Source organism: Uliginosibacterium gangwonense DSM 18521 (assembly GCF_000373965.1).
Lineage (GTDB): Bacteria > Pseudomonadota > Gammaproteobacteria > Burkholderiales > Rhodocyclaceae > Uliginosibacterium > Uliginosibacterium gangwonense.
In genome coordinates, this window is record NZ_KB892834.1 from 121518 (window position 1) to 141685 (window position 20168).

Annotated in this window: 16 protein-coding genes, 1 tRNA gene, 1 other RNA gene and 1 riboswitch; of the genes, 6 read left to right on the forward strand and 12 right to left on the reverse strand. The window is 56.7% G+C overall.

Translation table 11 applies throughout. From position 1 onward, the window contains the following. From B145_RS0100570 to B145_RS0100585, 4 genes are all read right to left on the reverse strand, one after another. The gene (locus tag B145_RS0100570; RefSeq protein ID WP_018604435.1) at positions 1-786 is read right to left on the reverse strand and encodes a thiazole synthase; all 786 of its coding nucleotides are present in this window, start codon (positions 784-786) and stop codon (positions 1-3) included. A 27-nt stretch (positions 787-813) separates the two neighbouring features. Next, on the reverse strand, positions 814-1017 hold the full coding sequence (gene thiS, locus B145_RS0100575; protein ID WP_018604436.1) for a sulfur carrier protein ThiS: 204 nt from the start codon (positions 1015-1017) through the stop codon (positions 814-816). A 63-nt stretch (positions 1018-1080) separates the two neighbouring features. Continuing rightward, a complete protein-coding gene (locus B145_RS27095) occupies positions 1081-1647 on the reverse strand; it encodes a 4'-phosphopantetheinyl transferase family protein (RefSeq protein WP_018604437.1) in 567 nt (188 codons plus the stop codon). Next, on the reverse strand, positions 1644-5612 hold the full coding sequence (locus B145_RS0100585; protein WP_018604438.1) for a Pls/PosA family non-ribosomal peptide synthetase: 3969 nt from the start codon (positions 5610-5612) through the stop codon (positions 1644-1646). Before B145_RS0100585 ends, B145_RS27095 begins: the two co-directional genes overlap by 4 nt. A 151-nt stretch (positions 5613-5763) precedes the next feature. Here B145_RS0100585 and B145_RS0100590 point away from each other — a divergent pair. Together B145_RS0100590 and B145_RS0100595 are read left to right on the forward strand one after the other, a co-directional pair. Continuing rightward, a tRNA-Gly gene (locus tag B145_RS0100590) sits at positions 5764-5837 on the forward strand. 731 nt (positions 5838-6568) lie between these two features. After that, complete coding sequence (locus tag B145_RS0100595) at positions 6569-7123, forward strand: hypothetical protein (protein WP_018604439.1); 555 nt, start codon at positions 6569-6571, stop codon at positions 7121-7123. Between the two features lie 61 nt (positions 7124-7184). Here the strand turns inward: B145_RS0100595 and B145_RS0100600 are convergent, their stop codons facing one another. Together B145_RS0100600 and B145_RS0100605 are read right to left on the reverse strand one after the other, a co-directional pair. After that, entirely contained in the window at positions 7185-9599 is a 2415-nt protein-coding gene (locus B145_RS0100600; protein WP_026258689.1) for a glycoside hydrolase family 31 protein, read from the reverse strand. A gap of 94 nt (positions 9600-9693) precedes the next feature. Then, positions 9694-10950 (reverse strand): MFS transporter, encoded by a 1257-nt coding sequence (locus tag B145_RS0100605; RefSeq protein WP_018604441.1) that lies wholly within the window; start codon positions 10948-10950, stop codon positions 9694-9696. Between the two features lie 253 nt (positions 10951-11203). Between B145_RS0100605 and B145_RS0100610 the strand changes: the two genes are divergently transcribed. Together B145_RS0100610 and B145_RS23890 are read left to right on the forward strand one after the other, a co-directional pair. Then, positions 11204-12280 carry a LacI family DNA-binding transcriptional regulator gene (locus B145_RS0100610; RefSeq protein WP_018604442.1) on the forward strand — a complete coding sequence of 359 codons (1077 nt, stop codon included), beginning with the start codon at positions 11204-11206 and terminating at the stop codon, positions 12278-12280. A gap of 124 nt (positions 12281-12404) precedes the next feature. Continuing rightward, positions 12405-13388 (forward strand): metallophosphoesterase family protein, encoded by a 984-nt coding sequence (locus B145_RS23890; protein WP_157288211.1) that lies wholly within the window; start codon positions 12405-12407, stop codon positions 13386-13388. Between the two features lie 61 nt (positions 13389-13449). Here the strand turns inward: B145_RS23890 and B145_RS0100620 are convergent, their stop codons facing one another. The 6 genes from B145_RS0100620 to zapB all read right to left on the reverse strand — a co-directional run bounded on the left by B145_RS0100620 (position 13450) and on the right by zapB (position 17301). Next, positions 13450-13641 carry a hypothetical protein gene (locus B145_RS0100620; RefSeq protein ID WP_018604444.1) on the reverse strand — a complete coding sequence of 64 codons (192 nt, stop codon included), beginning with the start codon at positions 13639-13641 and terminating at the stop codon, positions 13450-13452. Between the two features lie 708 nt (positions 13642-14349). Continuing rightward, complete coding sequence (locus tag B145_RS0100625; protein ID WP_018604445.1) at positions 14350-14868, reverse strand: DUF4145 domain-containing protein; 519 nt, start codon at positions 14866-14868, stop codon at positions 14350-14352. A 4-nt stretch (positions 14869-14872) separates the two neighbouring features. Next, the gene (locus B145_RS0100630) at positions 14873-15568 is read right to left on the reverse strand and encodes a DUF5343 domain-containing protein (RefSeq protein ID WP_018604446.1); all 696 of its coding nucleotides are present in this window, start codon (positions 15566-15568) and stop codon (positions 14873-14875) included. Positions 15569-16518: 950 nt separating this feature from the next. Then, positions 16519-16699: non-coding RNA, 6S RNA (gene ssrS / locus B145_RS27965), on the reverse strand. Between the two features lie 108 nt (positions 16700-16807). Continuing rightward, positions 16808-17095: a cell division protein ZapA gene (locus B145_RS0100640; RefSeq protein WP_157288212.1), complete on the reverse strand. Its 288-nt coding sequence runs from the start codon at positions 17093-17095 to the stop codon at positions 16808-16810. Between the two features lie 8 nt (positions 17096-17103). Further along, the gene (zapB, locus tag B145_RS0100645; RefSeq protein WP_018604449.1) at positions 17104-17301 is read right to left on the reverse strand and encodes a cell division protein ZapB; all 198 of its coding nucleotides are present in this window, start codon (positions 17299-17301) and stop codon (positions 17104-17106) included. 78 nt (positions 17302-17379) lie between these two features. Continuing rightward, a riboswitch (cobalamin riboswitch) is annotated at positions 17380-17611 on the forward strand. A gap of 118 nt (positions 17612-17729) precedes the next feature. Here zapB and btuB point away from each other — a divergent pair. Together btuB and cobO are read left to right on the forward strand one after the other, a co-directional pair. Then, on the forward strand, positions 17730-19544 hold the full coding sequence (gene btuB / locus B145_RS0100650) for a TonB-dependent vitamin B12 receptor (protein ID WP_018604450.1): 1815 nt from the start codon (positions 17730-17732) through the stop codon (positions 19542-19544). 16 nt (positions 19545-19560) lie between these two features. After that, positions 19561-20166, forward strand: coding sequence for a cob(I)yrinic acid a,c-diamide adenosyltransferase (gene cobO / locus B145_RS0100655; protein WP_018604451.1), 606 nt, complete (start codon positions 19561-19563; stop codon positions 20164-20166). Positions 20167-20168: the final 2 nt, after the last annotated feature.

Genomic DNA, 20168 nt, shown 5'->3' on the forward strand with positions numbered 1-20168 from the left:
TCAACTTCCAATCAAACCTGTCGTCGGCGAGCTGGGAGCTGCCTCGTAATACTTACGTGGCATACGTCCTGCCAGATAGGCGTCCCGCCCGGCTTCAACCGCCTTTTTCATGGCGCCCGCCATGCGCACGGGGTCTTGTGCCTTGGCAATCGCGGTGTTCATCAACACGCCATCACAGCCCAATTCCATGGCAATGGCGGCATCGGAAGCCGTGCCTACGCCTGCATCCACAATCACCGGCACCTTGGCCTGATCAATGATGAGCTTGAGGTTCCAAGGATTCAGAATCCCCATGCCGGAGCCGATCAACGATGCCAGCGGCATCACTGCGGCACAGCCGATCTCTTCAAGCATCTTGGCCTGGATGGGGTCATCCGAACAGTACACCATCACCTTGAAGCCATCCTTGACCAGCACTTCGGCCGCCTTGAGCGTTTCAGGCATGTTCGGGAAGAGCGTGGTCGCGTCGCCCAGCACTTCGAGCTTGACCAGATCATGCCCGTCGAGCAGTTCCCGCGCCAAGCGCAGGGTGCGAACAGCATCGTCAGCCGTAAAACAGCCTGCGGTATTGGGTAGATAGGTGAAATCCTTCATCGGCAGTGCATCGAGCAGACTGGGCTCATTGGCATTCTGGCCGATATTCACACGGCGTACGGCCACCGTGACGATCTGTGCGCCAGAGGCATCAATGGCGCGGCGCGTTTCATCAAAATCCTTGTACTTGCCCGTGCCCACCAAAAGGCGGGAAGCATATTCACGGCCAGCAATCACCAGAGGGTCATTCATGAGCAGAGTCCTGAAAATGAAAGGGGTTCAGCCGCCGCCTACCGCGACGACGATTTCCAGCGCGTCACCTTCGGCGAGCTGGGTAGAGGCATGCAGTCCCTTGGGCACGATTTCGCCATTGCGCTCGATGGCCACACGCTTGCCGGTCAGCCCCAATTCGTCGAGCAGCGCCGCCAAGGTCATGGCAGCGGAGAATTCACGCGATTCACCATTGATGGATATGTGCAACATGGTCGGATTCCTGAGCGTTTGATCGGCGCCCCTTGAGTTTGGGTGGCAGTGTACCACGCTGCTCTAGAACACCGCCGCTACCGCGACATAACCGGGAGGCGCAATCAGGGTTTTGAGTTGCGGCCGGGCCAAGACTTGTGCCCGGCTACGGCTCCACTCCTCCAGCCCCAGCCCCAGGCATTTGCTGCGTGCTTCCATCTCGGCCCACGCCCGGGCAAACGCGATAGAACGGGCTTCGGCATCCTGGTAGGCGAAGCTCGCCGCCAGTTGCGGGTCAAGATAATCGCGTGCCACCTGGACCTGATCTGGCTGGGGTTCAATATAGACGATGTCCACCCCTACACGTGCGTCCGGGCAGAGCGCCACCAATGCGCAATCACCTGCGTAACTGAGGCTGGCGTAAAGCGGATAGCCCTGCCAGCGGGCCACGATCTGCGGGGCGATGTTTCGGCCATGTACGGCAATTGGACTGGAGGCGGGGCCGAGGTAGTCGGCCAGCACCTCTTCCAACTGACGGTGAGCCGCACGACGCAGCCCCTCCCGCCCTGCTCCGCGCAGCAACCAGACTTCCGCCCGTCCACTGCAGAGTGTGGGGCGAGCCGTTGGTGCGCGCAGAGGCAGGCAGCTCATCGCTGCCAGGGCTGTGCAGGCGACCCTGTCCAGGCGGTTTCTGCCGGAATCCGCTCGCCCTTCATCACCAGCGTCAGCGGCCCAAGCACGGCGCCGTCACCCACCTCCGCATCGTAGAGCACGGTGGCACGTGCGTTGATGGTGACCCGTTTGCCAATCACCACGCGACCGATTTTCATGATGCGGTCTTCAAACAAGTGGGTCTGCGGGCCTGACCACGCGTTCAGCTCAGCATGGTCACCAATGCTGACGCAATCGAACTCGGTCACATCGGTGGTATCCATATAGACCGCCTTGCCCGTCTTCACGCCCAGCAGGCGCAGCACCAGGGGCAGCATGGGCGTGCCGCGCAGGAATTCAAGGAAGTTGGGCACGGCAATCGATTCATACAGATTGGTCAGCGCCTCGCTGATCCACACGAAAGGCGTCCACATGGGTGCTGCCCGTGGCTTGTAGCGCCCGATCAGGAGCCACTTGAGCACCACCACGAAGAGGAAGCAGCCCACACCGTAATACAAACCACTCAGCGCCAGATGGATCAACAGCGTCCACCACCGCTCATTGGCCGCAATCGGCATCACGTTCAAGACGATGACATAACCAGCACCAATGATCAGCGACAAGGGGAAGAGGATGCGCATCGCTTCCACCAGCCCCCGGCCAATACGCCGCCAAACCGAGGGGCGGAAAGTAACCGACTCGGGAAAGCCTGCCAGCGTCTCACGCGATGGCAGCAAGAGCGGAGGCGAACCGACCCAGGTTTCCCCCTTGTGCAGAGATTCGCTTGGCGGCGCCTTGGATTGCACACCGATCAGCACGTCTTCGGGCAGCGTCGTCCCATCCGGCACATAGGCACCATTGCCGACAAAGCTGCGGTTACCCACCACGGTATAGTCCAGCGACATCCAGCCGCCATCAACCTGCTCATCGCCGAGCATGACGGCATCGGCAATGAAAGTGTCGTCCCCCAGCGTCAGCATGTCCGGCACCACCCCCATGGCGGTGGAGATTTCCGCGCCCTTGCCGATCTTGGCGCCTAGCAAGCGATACCAGAACGGGGCGTACACGGTGGCATATACCCCGTGCAGCACATGGAGACTGGCCACCTGGATCTGGTTGGCAATCCATTTGCGACAGTAGATGCCACTGTGCACCGGCCAGCTTCCGGCACTCAGACGCGGCAGCACGATCCAGCGGATCGCCGCTGCAATCAACGCGGTACTGACGATCAACACCGCGCTCGCGGGCAAGGCGAGTACCGCATATTCCAGCGCCGAGACAACGTAACCATTGCCTTCCAGCGAGGGCGCCAACACGCTGCCCTCCAAGGCATCAATCAGCATGAAGGCCGGGAACAGCGGCAGGAAGAACAGCACCGAGGTCAGCGCAGAGCCAAACATGAAGTACCAGTACTCCGCATACAGGCGCAGTCTGGATACGGCGGGGCGGGCGGGGAGTTCCCCTTCCCGCACCATGCGCAACTTGCGTGCAGGGGCGCCATCCCACACTTCGGCCTGGCCGATGCGTTGCCCATCGCTCAGGGAGGACAGACTATCCAGATGCCCATAATCGGCGATCTCGGTATTGCCCTGCATCACTGCGTAAGAGCCCACGTAGCCTTCGGCACCGATCTTGATCGCCCCCACCACCATCATGCCGCGCTCAACGCGAACGTTCTCCAGGTGCGTAGTAGAGCCAATGCTGGCTCCATCACCGATTTCCAGCAGATGGGGCTGGCGGATGGTGATGGAGCCGATCACCACGTCATGCCCGATCTTTGCCCCCATCGCCCGCAGGTAGTTGTTATACAGCGAGGAACCCGACAGCAGATAGGCGGGCGCCACGTGGTGGAGCCGGTCTGCCAGCCACCAACGGAAATAGGTCAGCCCCCAGAGCGGGTAACGCCCTGCGGCAATCCCACGCATCAGCACACGGCTGGCCAGCACAGATACCCCTAGGCTGAACAGATGCGCCCCCAGGAACACCACCACCGAGGCAAACGTGGCGAACACGATGCTGTCGCCGGGGTCGCCGGTAAAGAAGTGGTAGGTGAAGAATGGGGACAGCCAGTTCATGATATGCAGACAGATCATGAATGGAAGCGCCATCAATTGTGCCAGACCACAACTGAGGCGCCGCCATGCTGGGGCATCGACGAAGGCCTGCTGAGGTACGCTTTTCTGCGCCTGCCGACCACGCATGGCGACGGCAATCAAGCCGATCTTGCGCTGGTGGTAGATGTCATGCACGGTCATCTGCACAAAGCGCGGATCAGCCCGCAGAGCGGATACCAGACGTGCCGCCAGAAGGGAATGCCCACCCAGGTCGTCAAAGAAGTCCTGCGACCGATAGATGGCCTGCCCTGGGAAGTAGCGGGCAAGCATGGCGAACAGGGCTTCTTCGATGGCGTCATCCGGCGTATCGCCACCTGCACCCTGCTCGCGTTCGCCAAGCGGGCGCGCAGCCAGCGTCTTGCGGTCGATCTTGCCAGAAGTCAGGCGGGGGATGACCTCCACCAGCTCAAAATGCACCGGCACCATATAAGGGGGCAACTGCTCGCGCAGGCCGCCCCGCAGCTTGGCCACCGTGGGCGCCTCGCCATCACCGGACACATAATAGGCCACCAGTTGCTCAATGCCATCAATCGGCTTGAGCACCACCGCCGCCGTGCCATTGCCCAAAAGCTTGCCCAACACGGCTTCGATCTCGCCCAGCTCGACCCGAAAGCCACGCACCTTAACCTGATCGTCCGCCCGGCCCAGGCAGTGGATCTGCCCATGTTCATCGATACGAGCCAGGTCCCCGGTGCGGTACAGACGCGGCTCGCGGGGGTGGCTCATCCAGGGGTTGGGCAGGAACTTCTCGGCCGTCAGTTCGGGGCGACCCAGATAGCCCTCTGCCACACCGGGGCCGATGATGCACAGCTCACCGGTTTCGCCCGCAGGCAGCAGATTCATCTGTGCATCCACCACCAGCAATCCATAGTTGGGCAAAGGCTCACCGATGGTCACAGGCTCACCTGCATGCAACTCGGCCAGACTTGCCGATACGGTGCCTTCAGTCGGCCCGTAGGTATTGAATACCTGCCGCCCGGGGCACGCCCAACGCTCCACCAGTTCCTGCGGGCAACGCTCGCCCCCCAGGTTGATGATCCGCAGATCGGGTACGTCCTGGCCAAATAATGCCAACAGGGTAGGCACGGCATGGAGCACGTTGATACGCTGTGCCACCAGCGCACGCGGCAGTGCATCGGGGTCGGCGGTGATTTCACGCGGCGCGATCCACAGGCTTGCACCCACGAGGTAGGAGATCCAGATCTCCTCAAACGACATATCAAATGCAACCGAGAAGCCTTGGTACACGCGGTCGCCCTCGCGCACGCCCAGCACCGCATTCTCGCTACGCAGAAAATGGCAGATGGCCCCCTGGTTGATCGCCACCCCTTTGGGTTTGCCCGTCGAACCTGATGTATAGATCACATAGGCGGGGTGTTCGGTATGCACACCCTGGCGTCGCTGCAAAGCGCCGTCCACCGGGCGTTGCGCCAAATCCTCAGCCAGCCACACCGGGCATCCCGGTGTTTGCAGACCATCGGCCAAGGCAGCAGAGGTCACGATCCCGATGGCCCCGGCATCCTGCAGGCACACCTCGACCCGCTCGGCGGGAATATCCGCGTCACAAGGCAACCAAGCCGCCCCCGTTTTGGCAATGGCCAACTGGGCCACCAGCAATTCCATACCACGCGGCATCCACAAACCGACAATCGCACCGCCACGCGCACCACGCTGCAACAGATGATGCGCCAGCACGTTGGCACGCGCATCAAGCTCCCCATAACTCAAACACACATCACCCGCTTCCAGGGCAATAAGCTCAGGCACACGGCTTGCCGTAGCCTCAAAAACGTCTGCCAATACTTCTTCACGCAGCAAATCCGGGCGCACAGGCCCACGCAGAATGGTCACAATCTTCCTTCATGCACAATACAATGCCCACTGTGTGAGCCGATGGCCGATTCTAACGAATCCCGCCACCTGTGTTGCACCAAATGTCGCAAAAGGGCAGGATCGCCGGTACTTGCATCGGACAGCAAGATAAGCTTACAATGAACGACTCGCGGGCGTCGTATAATGGTAATACCCTAGCTTCCCAAGCTAGAGCCGAGGGTTCGATTCCCTTCGCCCGCTCCAAGAATTCCGCTGCACAAAAAAGCCAAGCTCACATGCTTGGCTTTTTTGCTGTCTGGCCGCTACAAGTTACAGCAGAATCAAGACGCCCACCTCGCTATTGACATACACAGTCATATTCAAAATAACGACCCTTCGTCGTCAACGGCCCTTTTCCCTTCAGCCGAGATCCTTTGCCTACCTCGGCGCATCGTCGCTCACAGGCCTCACTCCGAGAAATGGGTGCGGGCAAAAAATGAGCAAGCACCAGCGTGACAACCGGGATAATCAAAAACACACTTGTGATTATGAGCTTTAGCCTAATGGGGACCTTAACGGTCGCTGTATTTGCTTTATGCATATTTTGTTTGCGCATGTTAGCTACCGCCCACTTCTGGCTGAACCCAATCTATTGATATTGCTCTCGCATCGCGCCCCCGTCAAACCTCACTTCGGTGGCAGATTCAACCGTTGGAACCACCGCCTGCGGCCCAATTCCCTGGACACACAAGAACTTCGAACAACCACACTTGGCTTCGCATTATCGAAGCCCCACTCCACCAGTCCGTACAAACTCTTGACCAGCACTTTGAACAGAAATCGACAACATGGGTGACGCGATGTCTGGTGAAAAGACGGAATAGCCAACAGACAGTCAACTTGAAGACATCCGGCGAAGTGGCAAGTCGATTTCAAATGAAAACCATGGGGCAATTCTGCATGGGAATCGGTATTCAATTTGAAGGAGTCATGCAATGGGCACGCGTTATCGGATTTTATTCAGGGGCACAATTCAAGAAGGCTACGATGTTGCGTTGGTACGCAAACTTGCGGCCTTTCGCCTCAACGCATCACTTGCAAAGATTGAGCGCCTGTTCACCGGGCAAAAGGTCTTCATCAAAGGCGGCCTTCCCAACGAGGAAATCGCCAATCAGTATGTTGCCGAGTTTGCCAAACTCGGCATGATCGTGTGGGCAGAACCTGAACCTCAGACCGAAAAACCCCATGCCATGACCACACCGACTTCCGTCAAAGCTGAAAGTCAAGGTGTGTTTGCGCTGGGTTCAGGTTATCTGGCTCATCCTGCCGCAGACCACAAGAAATGCGAGAAATGTCCTGTTCATACCACGCAAGTAGCAGGAGAGGCGCTTTATCCACAAAAGACAACGCCTAACGTTGCGTTGGCAGAGCAGATATTGAGCCTTAGGACATCGCTTGACAAACTGCAACGCGCCCGTGAATCAGGTATGCATATGAGTGCATTGCGACGGGGCGGCATTTGGCCTGAAAGCAAGAATGCACCGTGCTAAGCACGGCAGACTGGATACTTGTCGTCTCCGCCGGGGATGACGGAGACGACAAGCCTGGTGATCAAGCAGAACCAAGCGACACGGTGAGAACGCGCCATTCACTCGTGATGACGTCTGCAAGCAGCGTTGCAGCCTTGACTTGAACCGCACGGATTTCATGCTTGGGCAGAAGTAGGTTGATTGCCGCGCCGGGGGTGGCATAATCGCCCGTGTAGTTCAGTTCCAGGGTAATGGTCGTGGCATCAGCCATGACATGGATTTTCCAGAGCCCGAAGTGTTGTGAACGATAGTTCTGGCTTTCGCCATCATCTTCAAAGAACTCGTCGCTGAAGGCCCCAGTCCCCAGGGGTGGGAAAACCGCGAAACCGCGCTGCTCTTCATGCGACGGAGCAAAGTGCCTTTCCGCAAGGTCAAGCGGGATGGCGCTGGCTTCCCGCACGAGTAGCGGTGGGCGGTCCCATGGCGCAGGCAGCGTAATGGTCTGCCCGCCCAGGAAATGGTCGCCACTCCAATAGTCATACCAGTAGCCACTCTCCGGCAGATATACCTTTCTCTCGCGCTGTCCGGGTTCGACAACCGATGCCACCAGCAACTTGGCGCCGAGCATCATGTCGTCATTTTCTTCAAAGCACTTGTCATCGTGCGGAAACTCATAGAAGGTCGGACAGATCATCGGCTCGAAACGGGTGTGCGAGCGCCACAGCAAATCGTACAGATAAGGGGTGAGGCGGTAGCGGAGCTTGATCAGGCTGCGGATATGCGCGGTGATTTCCGGATACATCCAGGGTTCGTTGACGGTCTTGTCATCGTTCCAGGAATGGATGCTGAAGCGCGGCAGAAAAATCCCGTGTTGTACCCATCGCAAGAAGAGTTCAGGCTCTGGCGCCGGGCCAGCAAAGCCACCGATATCGTGGCCGGTGTTCGACACCCCGGAGATTGCCAGACTCAACCCCATGCGGATGTTGTAGCGCAGCGTCTCCCAGGACGTGAAGTTGTCGCCAGACCAGGTTTGCACATAACGCTGCATCCCGGCAGCCCCGGAACGCGAGATCAGGAAAGGACGCTTGCCGGGCGCATGTGCGCTTTGTGCCTGATGTGATGCCATCAACATCAGCATGGTTTGCAGTGGCTTGGCTTCGCGGGCCCGCCGAGGCGTGCCGAATCCATGAGCGAGAGGCTGGTCACTCCAGATCTCGAACTCGTTGTTGTCGTTCCAGGTGGATGAGATGCCGTACTTGAGCAGCGCCTCAGTCACGCTGGCTTTCCACCAGTCGAAGGTATGCGGATTGGTAAAATCGAGATAGGAACCTGTTTCGTCCCAGAATTGAACTTGGGCAGGGGTACCATCTGGATTACGCACAAAGAGTCCGGCTGCAGTGGCCTCGTCATAGCGGGGGTGATCTCGCAGCAGGCAGGGCTTGATGTTGGCACAGAGTCTTACACCATGCTCCAGATAGTGGCGGGCAAAGCCCTCTGGATCGGGGAACTTATCCTGATTCCAATTAAATACATAGCGCTTGGCACCGATAGAGGTATAGCCCGATGACAGGTGGAAGGAATCACATGGAATATCGTGCTTCGTGCAACCCTCCAGAAACTCGTTCATCCGCTCCTGCGCGTTGGGTGCGTCGGTATAGGTCATGGTAGAGCCTGAATAACCCAGCCCCCATTTGGGTGAGAACGTGGGGCGGCCGGTCATCCATGTATAGCGCTGTGATACCTCGGCAGGGGTCGGCCCTGCGACGAAGTAGTAATCGAGGTCGCCATAGTCAGCGCAGAAATAACGATAGTGCCCGTGGTAGTTGTCCAGCTCGCGCCCCATGTCGAAAGTACAGTCCGACAGGGTGTCATAGAACAAGCCGAAGGCAACTTTCTGCTGGCGTTTCCAAGTCAGGTAAAACGGAATATGCTTGTACAGTGGATCGGTTGTACGGGCACTATAGCCCATGGGGTCAAGGTTGCACATGCGATAGCTCTTGCCCAGGCGATTGGCTTCGCCGGCCCGCTCCCCCAGGCCGAAATACATTTCGTCAGCTTCGCGCTTGAGGTAGTGGTAGACCTTCTCATCCCACCAGCCAAAGTTGTAGCCCTGCGTTGCGCGATCACTGGCAACAAGCTGCCATGCGCCGTGGGCATACACCCGCCATTGGCAGAACAGACCATCCAGACGAATTGTCAGGCGGACTTTCTTCGTCATGACACCGAGGCTCTCTGCCGTATGCTCAAAATGAAAGGCAGGTAGGCTGAATCCGCTGAGGTCGAAGCGGTCTCGCCCACTCACGGCCACATCTTCCTGGCCGGGTGCAATCGCCCATGTTTTGGGGAAGCGAAGGGTTCCGCCGGGTAACACCATCACCCGGATGATGTCTTCCTCCAGCACAAAAACGTGCGCAAGATGACCTTCCGGGCTTGCCAGTACGAGGTGATTGCCTTCACCGGACTGCAGAGAAAACAGGGGAGGGTTTGACATTGACATGTTAATATTTTCTTCCGGCACTCGGAGGTGCCTGATAGGCAGGCTGAGAGGGAGTCCCTGCCATCCCAAGGAATGACAGGGGTATTTTTCAGGTTCAGGCGTTCACCGACTCGCGGTTACGCAACAGGGAAACGACGATGATGGCGCCCAGGATGTCGAAAACCGTCAGGCATACGAACAGTGGGTTGTAGCCAATCTTGGAGGCCAGCGCACCCACCACCAGGGAGAACGAAAGGCCACCAATCCAGGACACCATCCCGGTCATGCCGTTCGCAGTCGCCAATTCATTGGGCTTGAAGACATCGGTGGACAATGTGTTGAGCAATGCCGATATCATTTGGTGTGCAAAACCGCCCAGGCAGAATAATGCGATTGCGCTGTAGGGGCTGCTGACCAGGCCGATGCAGCCTGGGCCGATCATGCATACGGCCCCCAGCACCACCCCGGCAATGCGTGAATTGATCAGCTTGAACTGGAAGTGTTTCATGAAGAAGGGAGAGAGATAACCGCCAAGAATCCCGCCAAGATCCGCCGTCAGGAAAGGGAGCCAGGCAAACAATGCGATCTGCTTGATATCCATGCCGCGCTCGGTCGATAGGTAAAGCGGAATCCAGAAACTGAAGGTCTGCCATGCGGGTTCGGCAAGGAAACGGGGCAGCGCGATGGCCCAGAATGTCCTGGTGAACACGATATCCTTGAGCGCAGGTTTTTTCTGGGTCACCGGCTGGGCAACTTGGCCGCTCAGGATGTAATCAAGCTCGGATTCGCTGATCAGCGCGTGTTCCTTTGGCGAGCGATAACAGAAATACCACAGGGCGGCCCAGGCCAAGCCCATGATGCCGGGCACCACAAACGCCCAGCGCCAGGAGCTTTGCAGCGCCACGAAAATGATCAGTGGCGGGGCCAGCATGGCGCCCAGCGAGGTGCCCGCGTTAAACCAACCGACGGCGACCGAACGCTCCTTGGCTGGAAACCATTCTCCAACGGCCTTGATACCCGATGGAATGGCGGCCGCCTCGTTCAACCCGAGCAAACCCCGGAAGAACGCAAGCCCCTGCCAGCTATTGGCCGCAGAATGCAAAATGGATGCGAGCGACCAAAACACAGCAAACAATGCAAAACCGACTTTAAGGCCCAGGAAGTCGATAATGTAACCGCACACAGGTTGCATCACGGTGTAGGCCAGTTGGAATGCGCCAACCACGTAGGAATATTCCTGCGTCGTAAAGTGTAGCGTCTCCTTCAACTGCGGGGCCATGACCCCTAACGAGTTGCGCGCCAGATAGTTGATGATGGTGCCCAGGCAAATCAGCCCGATGATCCACCAGCGTAGTCCCTTGAGTTGTTTCATTATTGCCGCCGTTTGATCGAGAAGTAAAAAAGTGCCGCCAGGCATTTGAAAAAGGCTTCGGGATGACCGGCGTTCCAATTGAAACTATGGCAAGTCCAAAAGTAGTGCCCTCCTGCCATGCCCGCAATCAGAATCTATGCAATTTTTTGCATATAATGAACAAATGACCACATATGAATTACTATCTATCTGAAGTGGTGCAAGTTATTTTCATGCAATTCTTTGCATAAGTAGTTTCCCTTAGAGGTGGAACATGAACAGCAGATTGAAGGTTCGGGAGATTGCAGAACAGACGGGGCTATCGACCAGCACTGTGTCTCGGGTACTGAGCGGCAAATCCAACACAAGCGCCCAAGCCAAGCAGAGGGTGCTGGCGTGCGCCAAGCAGCAAGGCATCCTGAGCAACATCACGGATGGGCGCCTGCTTTTTAACACCCTGACCATCTTTGCCCCCGCCCGTGCATTTGATTTGCGCACGGACATTTTCTATTATAAAGTCATAGAAAGCATACAAGCAGCAGTGTCGGGGAATGACGTAAGAATTTCCTGTTGTGGCATTGAGGAGACTGATAGCGATGCTCCGCTATTCCTGAAAAAGATCAACGCCCCTGGTTGTGAAGCCGCCATCCTCATCGGCATTGACGACCCGCGTATCCATGAAATTGCCGCAGATATCGGCAAACCATGCGTGCTGATCAACGGGAGAGACAACAGCATGCGGCTGGATGTCGTCTCCCCGGATCATCAACTGATCGGAGAATTCGCGGCCAACTACCTTGTCGAGCAGGGGCACCGCGACATCCTGGTCCTTATGTGCCTGCGCCGCAGCACCATGGAACGCCGCCTGCGTGGCATCAAGGATGCGCTTGCCCAGCACGGTATTCCATTCGACGACAACCTCAATCTGGTGGCCACCACCGGCTTTGGTGCCGCCGAGGCCCGCGAAGCCATTTCAGAATACCTCTCGCAGTCTCCTGGCCCACACAGGCCGGACGCGATGCTTGTCGGCGGGGATTTTCTGGCAATGGGCGCAATGGAAGCGCTACGAGAAAGAGGCCTCGCCGTTCCCGCAGACATATCGATCATGAGCATGGACAGCATCAATCTATCCGACATTCATGATGTTCCGCTGACGGTCGTAAAAGTCCCCCGTGACGACCTTGGCCGCGAAGCCATCCGGCTTTTGCAGCGGCGGATTACGCATCCCGATTTGCCCCCATGCAGCGTGTTGCTCAATGGCCACCTGGTGGTGCGAAGCTCCGTCAAACGCCTGCCGCAACGCAAGCAAGCGGCTGTTGTGAGCAGCCGTGATCACGGCCTGTATGAGTGATCACTGCCGGGCCATCACAAATCTATAACCTCTCCCGACTATGCTGACCCCGATCTTTCAACATGATACGTGCAAGGCATCGGCTTGCCGCTGTATCGCTTTTTGCCTGATAAGGGGGACATTGATGAAACGCCAATCGCTCATGGCACTCGGGATTGCTGTAGCACTGAACTTTGCGGGGCTCGCCCAGGCCGCAGAAACCAAGCTCCTCAGCTTCGGCCTGATTACGGATATTCACGTCAGCGACAAGGCCGATCAGGCCCCTACCATCACCGCCAACGCCACGGCCCGCTACTTCACAGGTGGGTTGGCCAAGATTGATGCTTTCACTACCGCCATGAACAAGGCGCAGGTGGCCTTCGTTGCCGAATTGGGAGACTTCACCGACAACCCTGCAGACGCCACCCTCACCTACGACAAGCGTCGTACCGTGGCGCTGGGCTTTGTGGACGCGGCGGAAGCCAAGTTGGCACAATTCAAGGGGCCGCGTTACCACGTCTTTGGCAACCATGACACCGACCAACTGAGCAAAGCCGATTACCTGGCCCACGTCAGCAACACCGGCATCCCGGCAGGCGCCACCTACTACAGCTTCAACCACGGTGGCGTACACATCATCGTGCTGGATGCAGGCTTCAAGGCCGATGGCAACGCCTACTCCGGCATCCCTGCCACGGCAGGCTCGGGCTATAGCTGGGCAGATGCCAACATCCCCGCCGAAGAGATTAACTGGCTCAAGGCCGACCTGAAGGCCAACACCCTGCCGGTGATCGTACTCAGCCACCAATACCTGAACCCTGCCGAGCAGATCGACCCCATGTTCGACCCGGCCCATGCCGTCAAAAATGCCGCCGAAGTACGCAGCATTCTGGAGCAAAGCGGGCGCGTGCTGGCCGTCTTTGCAGGCCACTATCACGATGGTGATTTCCAGCAGGTCAACGGTATCAGCTACGTCGGGCTACAGGCCAATACAGCCTATGGCAGCGATATCAATTATCACAACCAATATGCCACGGTGGATGTACGCGCAGACGGCAAGAAATATCAGGTTGTTGTCGCAGGTAACGGCCTGCAGCGCAACTACGTGATCAATACCGTGTTGCAATAAGCATCACACTTCAAAAAAAGAAAGCCCGCTTTAGCGGGCTTTCTTTATTCTGGAACTGCTGCTAGACGCCAAAAGCGCCCATGTGCATGGTTTCTTCAACCTCATGCATCGCACTGGCGCGCGGAGCCAATTCCCGCATCTCAACCGTTTTGCCCAACTCGGCAACCTCGGCCAGATACCCTTCGCGCTCCCGATCACTTTCATCATGAAATTCGTGGTGTTCCACGAGCTTGAGAGTCCGTTCGCTTGTCATGGCAGACCTCCGTTTCTGGTAGGATGGGGGTGAATCCAGTCTTCAATTTCATGGTAGGCCTATCCAACAAGAATTTTTATCAGGGTTTTAGCCAAAGCAAAAACCCTTACACGCCCGAGCAGCAATAGAAACCAACCTGCAATCAGACACCTGCAAAAACCATCTGTGTTATACGGACAATCCGCAACCGGGAACGCCCTGACCCAGCGCTCTGGCGGGCCGCAGCCTCGCACCAAAGGGATGTGGCCGCCACCCCTGTACGCGGGTGTTTCACTTCACATTTATGACGTTCGTCTTACCTGCATGGCCCAGACGATTCCGTAAAAATTACGGAGCCTGGATGAGCTGCATCGCGGCGTAATCCGGGTCGCCATCGGCGATGCCCGTCGTTCGATGGACGCAGTCGACTCGTTCAAACCAACCGCATAGAGATCAGCAGACGGCAGAAACCTTATGGCGGCATAATGAGTGCAAGTATTTAACAAACGAACCGTAGGGTTTGCATGCGCAGCATGCGAACGCATGACGGTCAAGCCCCCATCAGCGCAAAAGGAAAGCACATCACACAACCAACATACCATATGTATGTCAATCATCCAGACGCGTGCGCAAATGAACCCATTTGCGCATCCTACCCGCTGCAAGCCGCAGCTACTAGCCGATGGCAGTACGGCGGATCATTTATAAGGCGATGGAATGGACTCCCACCTACTTCAACCGAGCGAGCGCGACTAACTCTTGAATTGTATCTCGAATATCTTTGGTTAGTTTGTCGATGTCTTCGCGGTGGGCGTTATAGCGCCTGTTGTGTGCAGATTTATCGCCAATGTCTTTAAGCTTCGGCAGGATCGACCGTACGCTACGCCCCAATGTCCAGCTTGTTTCTTTTAGCATCGCATCAACCAAGTCTCGGAGAAACCAATAATTGCCATTGGAGTCCTTAATGCGATCATTGATCATGTGTGCTTCGAAGCACTCGATGATGAGCGTTTCGAGAAGTCGGCGGAGCATAACCGCACAAGCATCATACCACCCCTTGCTGTAAGTGCCATTTACTTGATTAGCGACCTTTTCGATATACCCACGAGTGCCTCGAACCAAGGCCATGTAAATCACTGGTTCATCACGCGACGGCGCGATCTCTGATGGAGGCTTTAGGACGTCACTCGCGGATTGCTGCAACTCTGCGGCAAGAGCTACAGCATCGCACAACGAGGTTGAACTCATAGCGCTACTTGATATAGCCGCCAAGATGCTTTGCCATGCTCTCAAAAATGCGGTCAATTTGATCCGGAGAGGTATCTGGCGAGATATGCACCTGAACGTCGATGTGAATTGCTGGCATCCGTCTACTGCCGTGAGGCGCTGGTTCTATCGCTTGTGACGATTGCATTGGGGCTGTCTGTGCCTCATAACGAGGCTCAACTGGTGCGGCTTTTGCAGGCTTGGCGGCGCGAGGTTTAGCTTTAGGAGAAGAATCCGATGATGCCTTTTCATTAGCCTTGGTTGGATCAGCCTCGCTCAAAAGAATATACGTGTCAGCAAACTTCTTCGCAGCTCCTTCACCAACTTGGCCAAACTTCATAAACCAATTCTTAATGGTTCCACGTTGATTGTCATTAACCTCTGGGAAGGCTTCAACCAAGTCCTGCGGATAAGTTTTCTGTCTAACCTCAAGACACACCTTGGCGTATTCGTCATCGTGTCTCCAGCGTTCAGCGAGGTCAGTTAATTTGCTGTTTTCATCTATCAACCCAAGCTGGCGCAAAGGAGCAATCACATTCGCTTTTGCGGAGGCCTCCGTCATTTCTGAAAGCGAAGAAATTATCGTTGGAGTAATCGCCGACGGCACCGTCTTCTTGAGCCGATCACGAAGCAGCCACCAGATTTTTCGACTAATTTTTGGAAAAGTTTCACCAGCAGCCATCACATCCCCCTTGATTTAACATGACTGATGACTACGAATTGTAACCGAAAGCTTCATGCGGCGAGCCTCAATGAGCATGACGCGATCCGGCGAAACAACGTCATTGTCACGGTCGGAAATCGCCCGATCGGGCAATCCGGTTCTGTTGCAACGTGTAGGCTAGAAAAACAGAAGGCGTCTCCCTACAATTTCCGAGGTTATCATGCACCTCAATCGCATAAACAACAAGGGTGATGCTTTACTTGGATGGCGAGGCGTCTCATGAAGGCAGACCTTCATTTCTCCAGTGTTGTTGGGAGGCACCTTCGGCTGTCCCAACCTACAACAAAGCTTTTGGCGCAGCAGCCTCAAGGCAACTTCATAGCAAGAGCGCCGTGATCAAGTTCGAGGAATGACACAGCATTCTATCTTCATGCTTTGCTGGAATTTTGTGTGTTGGGGCAAAACCACGTGTAGGGGATAGACGAGGGCAATGAAGAAGAAAATAAAAAAACGGGAAGCCACGCTGTGACTTCCCGTCCCAAATTGAGGAAATCCGCATCAACGGACTTCCCTCCCCCTTCTTGCAAGCTGCAATCGTTCGCCTGTAACTGGCGCCCGATGAAATCCTGTTTCGTTGGGCCGGACCCCCGCTGGGGATCCGGCCCCCTGTGCCACTAAATCGTCGCAGCCTTGAAGGCGCGATCATTTTATTGGCGGTCTCTCCTGGGACCGCCGATCTCCCCCCAACCTTGGTGTGCCCTGGCGCCTTGCTCGACGTGGAGCTCACTCAGTGAGTGGGACGGATTCTGACACATCATTAGCATTTATGAACCTATCAAGTATCTTTTTACTCTTAGACGTTTTCTATAGTCTAAGTAGTAACACTTAAAGATAAGTGGTTTTATTTGTCTGACAAACGGTTTGGGCAAAAAGAAAAAGGCGCGGACCTTTGTCCGCGCCTTTTGAGAGGTTCCCCCACATGTGCCGTCAGGCCGTCATCCTGAACCGGAGTTCAGGGGGTCGTAACTCTAACCGCATCAGGTGCGCCCGATAGAAGGGCGCTCACAACAGCGGCCGTTTGAGCCACAACCATGTCACGTAGACATTGGTTCAAGGAGTATTTGGCCTTAACCAACACCGCAGGGGAAAACTGGTTGGACACCGCGATCAATTGCGCTGTCCTTAAATTCATTATCGCCCAGATTTGCAAAAACTAAAGGACTGAAAACCCGCATTGAAAATGCCAGAAGGCACACTTCAAAACAGCTTTTCCTGCTGCCCCAGCACTTGCTCCAGCCGGTCGTTCACGGCCCCTATTCTACGCTTACACGCAGGCAGATCCAAGTGATTCTGGTGCTGGGCGACGATAGCATCGTGGGCAATATAAAGCGCAGCCATCACCGCCAGGGATTCGTTCCCCGAGGTAACTTTGCCAGAGAGCTGTTGCAATTTTTCACCGACCATTGCCACGGCTTGCTGCAGCGTCTCAACCTCTTCAGCTTTGACCGAGACCTGATACTCGCGCCCCATGATTTGAATGATCATGCTCTCCATCACTCATCCTCCGGCAGGCGGGCGACGATGTCCTCAATGCGGGCAATCGCCTCGGCCAATTTACATGCACTACGCTCATTGTCGGCCTGCAATACGGCGACGCGCGTATGCAGCTCGCGGTTTTCCATCCGCAAACTCTGGTACGCGTCGATCAGTGCGGCCATGCGCGTCTCAAGAATAGAGAGTTCTTCATCCATAGCGCAGATGTTAGAGCCTTGCTCAAGGCTAGGTCAACGCTCATTCGGCATCTGGCCCTGGAAGGCAGGAATGCGCTAATATGTACGCCTGCTTCTGGTGTCCAAATCCCTGTTTGGGGTAAGGATGAAACGGGAAGCCGGTGCGCCAGGCCATACAAGCCCAGGCAATGCCGGCGCTGCCCCCGCAACGGTAAGCGAGATAGGGCCTGACATCCCCGCCACTGTGCTTTGGCACGGGAAGGCGTCAGGTTCCGGGAGTCTTTCGACTCCACTCGCAAGCCCGGAGACCGGCCCGAAGCAACTACGAGGTGCATTGCGGAGGGCAATGCGCAGGCCATATCTCGTGATGGTGGCCCGCCTGTCCCCCTTCTCTGCGCCCCGCCCTTTCCCCATTACCCGTGCGGGCGGCACGGACGGAGTTTCTCCCTGTGTTTCAATACAACTATAAGCCTTTGTCGGCAGCTATTCTGCTGTCCCTGTCTTCTTCCGCCTTCGCGCTGGAGTCTGAGCTGGAGCCAGTGGTCATCACCGCCAACCGTATCGCCCGTACCGCGAGCGAAACACTGGCATCAGTCGATGTGATGACCCGTGCTGACATCGAGCAGAGCCAAGCCCAATCTGTGCAAGACCTGCTGCGTGGCATGCCCGGCGTGCAGTTTTCCAACAACGGGGGTACGGGCAAGGCCACCTCCCTCTTCTTGCGCGGTAGCAATAGCGGGCACACCTTGATTCTGGTCGACGGGGTCAAGATCGGCTCGGCCACACTTGGCACAGCTCCACTGGAAGATATTCCGCTGGATACCGTCGAGCGGATCGAAATCGTGCGCGGCCCACGTGCCAGCCTGTATGGCTCGGAGGCCATCGGCGGGGTGATCCAGATCTTTACCAAGCGCGGCGTGCAAGCGCCCAGCGCCAGCTTTGGCGCAGGCAGCCATGAAACCTATGATGCAACGGCCTCTGGCGGCTTCGGCACTGCCAATGGCTGGGTCAATGCCAACGCTTCGCGCTTCTCCACGCGTGGTTTCAACGTCAAGGACGGCAGCACGGAATCCGACCGCGATGGCTACAGCCGCAACACAGGCGGCGTGCGTGCTGGGGCACGCTTGGGTGAAACGCTGAGCCTGGATGCCCAGGCGCAACACACCGAGGGGCGTAACCTGTATGACGGCAACCCCAACATGACAGTGTTCAAGCAGGAGCTTTATGCAGGCAACCTGCGCTATGCCCCAACGGACAACTACGCCACCAGTCTCAAGCTGGCGCAGAATCTGGATGCCACCAATAATTACAAGGATGAAGTGTTTAGCTCGCGCATTGACACTCGCCGTACCCAAGCCAATTGGCAACACGAAATCACGCTTACCAAGGGGCATCAACTCGTAGGCGGATTGGACTGGCAATACGACAAAGTCATCAGCGACACAGCCTACGAACACGATTCGCGCACCAACAAAGCCGCTTTTGCCCAGTATCTGGCCGACATTGGCGCCTTCAACCTGCAATTGGCAGGTCGCCATGATCGCAACGAGCAGTTTGGCCACCACAACACCGGCAGCGCCGCGTTAGGCTATACCGTCTCGCCTGCCCTGCATCTGCGCGCCAGCTACGGTACGGCTTTCAAAGCGCCTACGTTCAATGATCTGTATTGGCCCGATGCAGGTAACCCAAATCTGCAACCGGAAAAATCCCGCAGCAGCGAAATCGGCGCATCTGGCAAACAAGGTAATTTTGAATGGCAGGCCAGCGCATACAGAACGAACGTATCCAACCTAATTGACTGGGCTCCCATCAGCCCTGGATCATGGACCTGGATTCCGAGCAATATTTCCAAAGCACAAATCACGGGCTTGGAATTAAGCACAGCCTACCAGCTCAAAGCCACGCGCATTGCACTCAGCGCCAATCTGACGCGAGCCGTTGACCGCTCTGGCGGCAGTACCGATGGAAACCAATTGGCATTGCGTGCCCGCCAGACAGGCCGGATCGACATCGACCACAAGCTGGGCAGCTGGACGCTTGGGGGCAGCCTCAACGGGGTGGGCTCACGCTACAAGGAAGTGGCCCACACCACCAAGCTCGGCGGCTATGCCACCACCGACTTGCGTGCGGAATACATCATCAACACAAGCTGGAAACTGCAAACCCGCATCGAAAACCTCTTCGACAAGCGTTACCAGACCGCCTACGGTTATAACCAGGCAGGGCTCGGTGCGTTTGTGACCGTGCGTTACCAAGCCCAATAAAAAAGGAACGATTCCCATGACAGAGAGCGAACGCGACACACGCCATCAAGCACGAATGGCGCGCAAAAAGGCGGTGATTGATGCACACATTGCCGCCGCCGATCAGGCCCAAGGCCTGTTCCTGATCAACACAGGCACAGGCAAGGGTAAGAGCAGCGCAGCCTTCGGGGTGCTGGCCCGGGCATTGGGCCACGGCATGCAGTGCGCCGTGATCCAGTTCATCAAGAGCCGCTCCGATACGGGGGAAGAAGCCTTCTTCCGCGATCACCCGAACGTGCGCTGGCATGTCATGGGCGATGGATTCACCTGGGATACCCAGAACGATACGCAGGATCGCGCCACGGCCCGCAAGGCCTGGGAACAGGCGCAGGCGTATCTGCGTGACCCTGCGATCAATCTGGTGATCCTGGATGAATTCACCTACGTGCTCAAGTACGGATGGCTCAGCGCTGAAGAGGTTGTGCCGGAAATCAATGGCCGCCCCGAGATGCAGCATGTCATCGTCACCGGACGTGCTGCGCCGGAGAGCCTGATCGAGATTGCCGATACGGTCACGGAGATGAATCTGCTCAAGCATGCTTACCATTCCGGCATCATGGCGATGCCCGGTATCGAGTGGTGATG

Coding starts and splice junctions, on each gene's coding strand:
- B145_RS0100595 (WP_018604439.1), top strand. CDS start 6,569: ATGGGCACGCGTTATCGGATTTTATTCAGGGGCACAATTCAAGAAGGC.
- thiS (WP_018604436.1), bottom strand. CDS start 1,017: ATGTTGCACATATCCATCAATGGTGAATCGCGTGAATTCTCCGCTGCC.
- B145_RS0100630 (WP_018604446.1), bottom strand. CDS start 15,568: ATGGCTGCTGGTGAAACTTTTCCAAAAATTAGTCGAAAAATCTGGTGG.
- B145_RS0100610 (WP_018604442.1), top strand. CDS start 11,204: ATGAACAGCAGATTGAAGGTTCGGGAGATTGCAGAACAGACGGGGCTA.
- cobO (WP_018604451.1), top strand. CDS start 19,561: ATGACAGAGAGCGAACGCGACACACGCCATCAAGCACGAATGGCGCGC.
- B145_RS0100600 (WP_026258689.1), bottom strand. CDS start 9,599: ATGTCAATGTCAAACCCTCCCCTGTTTTCTCTGCAGTCCGGTGAAGGC.
- B145_RS0100625 (WP_018604445.1), bottom strand. CDS start 14,868: ATGAGTTCAACCTCGTTGTGCGATGCTGTAGCTCTTGCCGCAGAGTTG.
- zapB (WP_018604449.1), bottom strand. CDS start 17,301: ATGGATGAAGAACTCTCTATTCTTGAGACGCGCATGGCCGCACTGATC.
- B145_RS0100640 (WP_157288212.1), bottom strand. CDS start 17,095: ATGATCATTCAAATCATGGGGCGCGAGTATCAGGTCTCGGTCAAAGCT.
- B145_RS23890 (WP_157288211.1), top strand. CDS start 12,405: ATGAAACGCCAATCGCTCATGGCACTCGGGATTGCTGTAGCACTGAAC.
- B145_RS0100620 (WP_018604444.1), bottom strand. CDS start 13,641: ATGACAAGCGAACGGACTCTCAAGCTCGTGGAACACCACGAATTTCAT.
- B145_RS0100605 (WP_018604441.1), bottom strand. CDS start 10,950: ATGAAACAACTCAAGGGACTACGCTGGTGGATCATCGGGCTGATTTGC.
- B145_RS0100570 (WP_018604435.1), bottom strand. CDS start 786: ATGAATGACCCTCTGGTGATTGCTGGCCGTGAATATGCTTCCCGCCTT.
- B145_RS27095 (WP_018604437.1), bottom strand. CDS start 1,647: ATGAGCTGCCTGCCTCTGCGCGCACCAACGGCTCGCCCCACACTCTGC.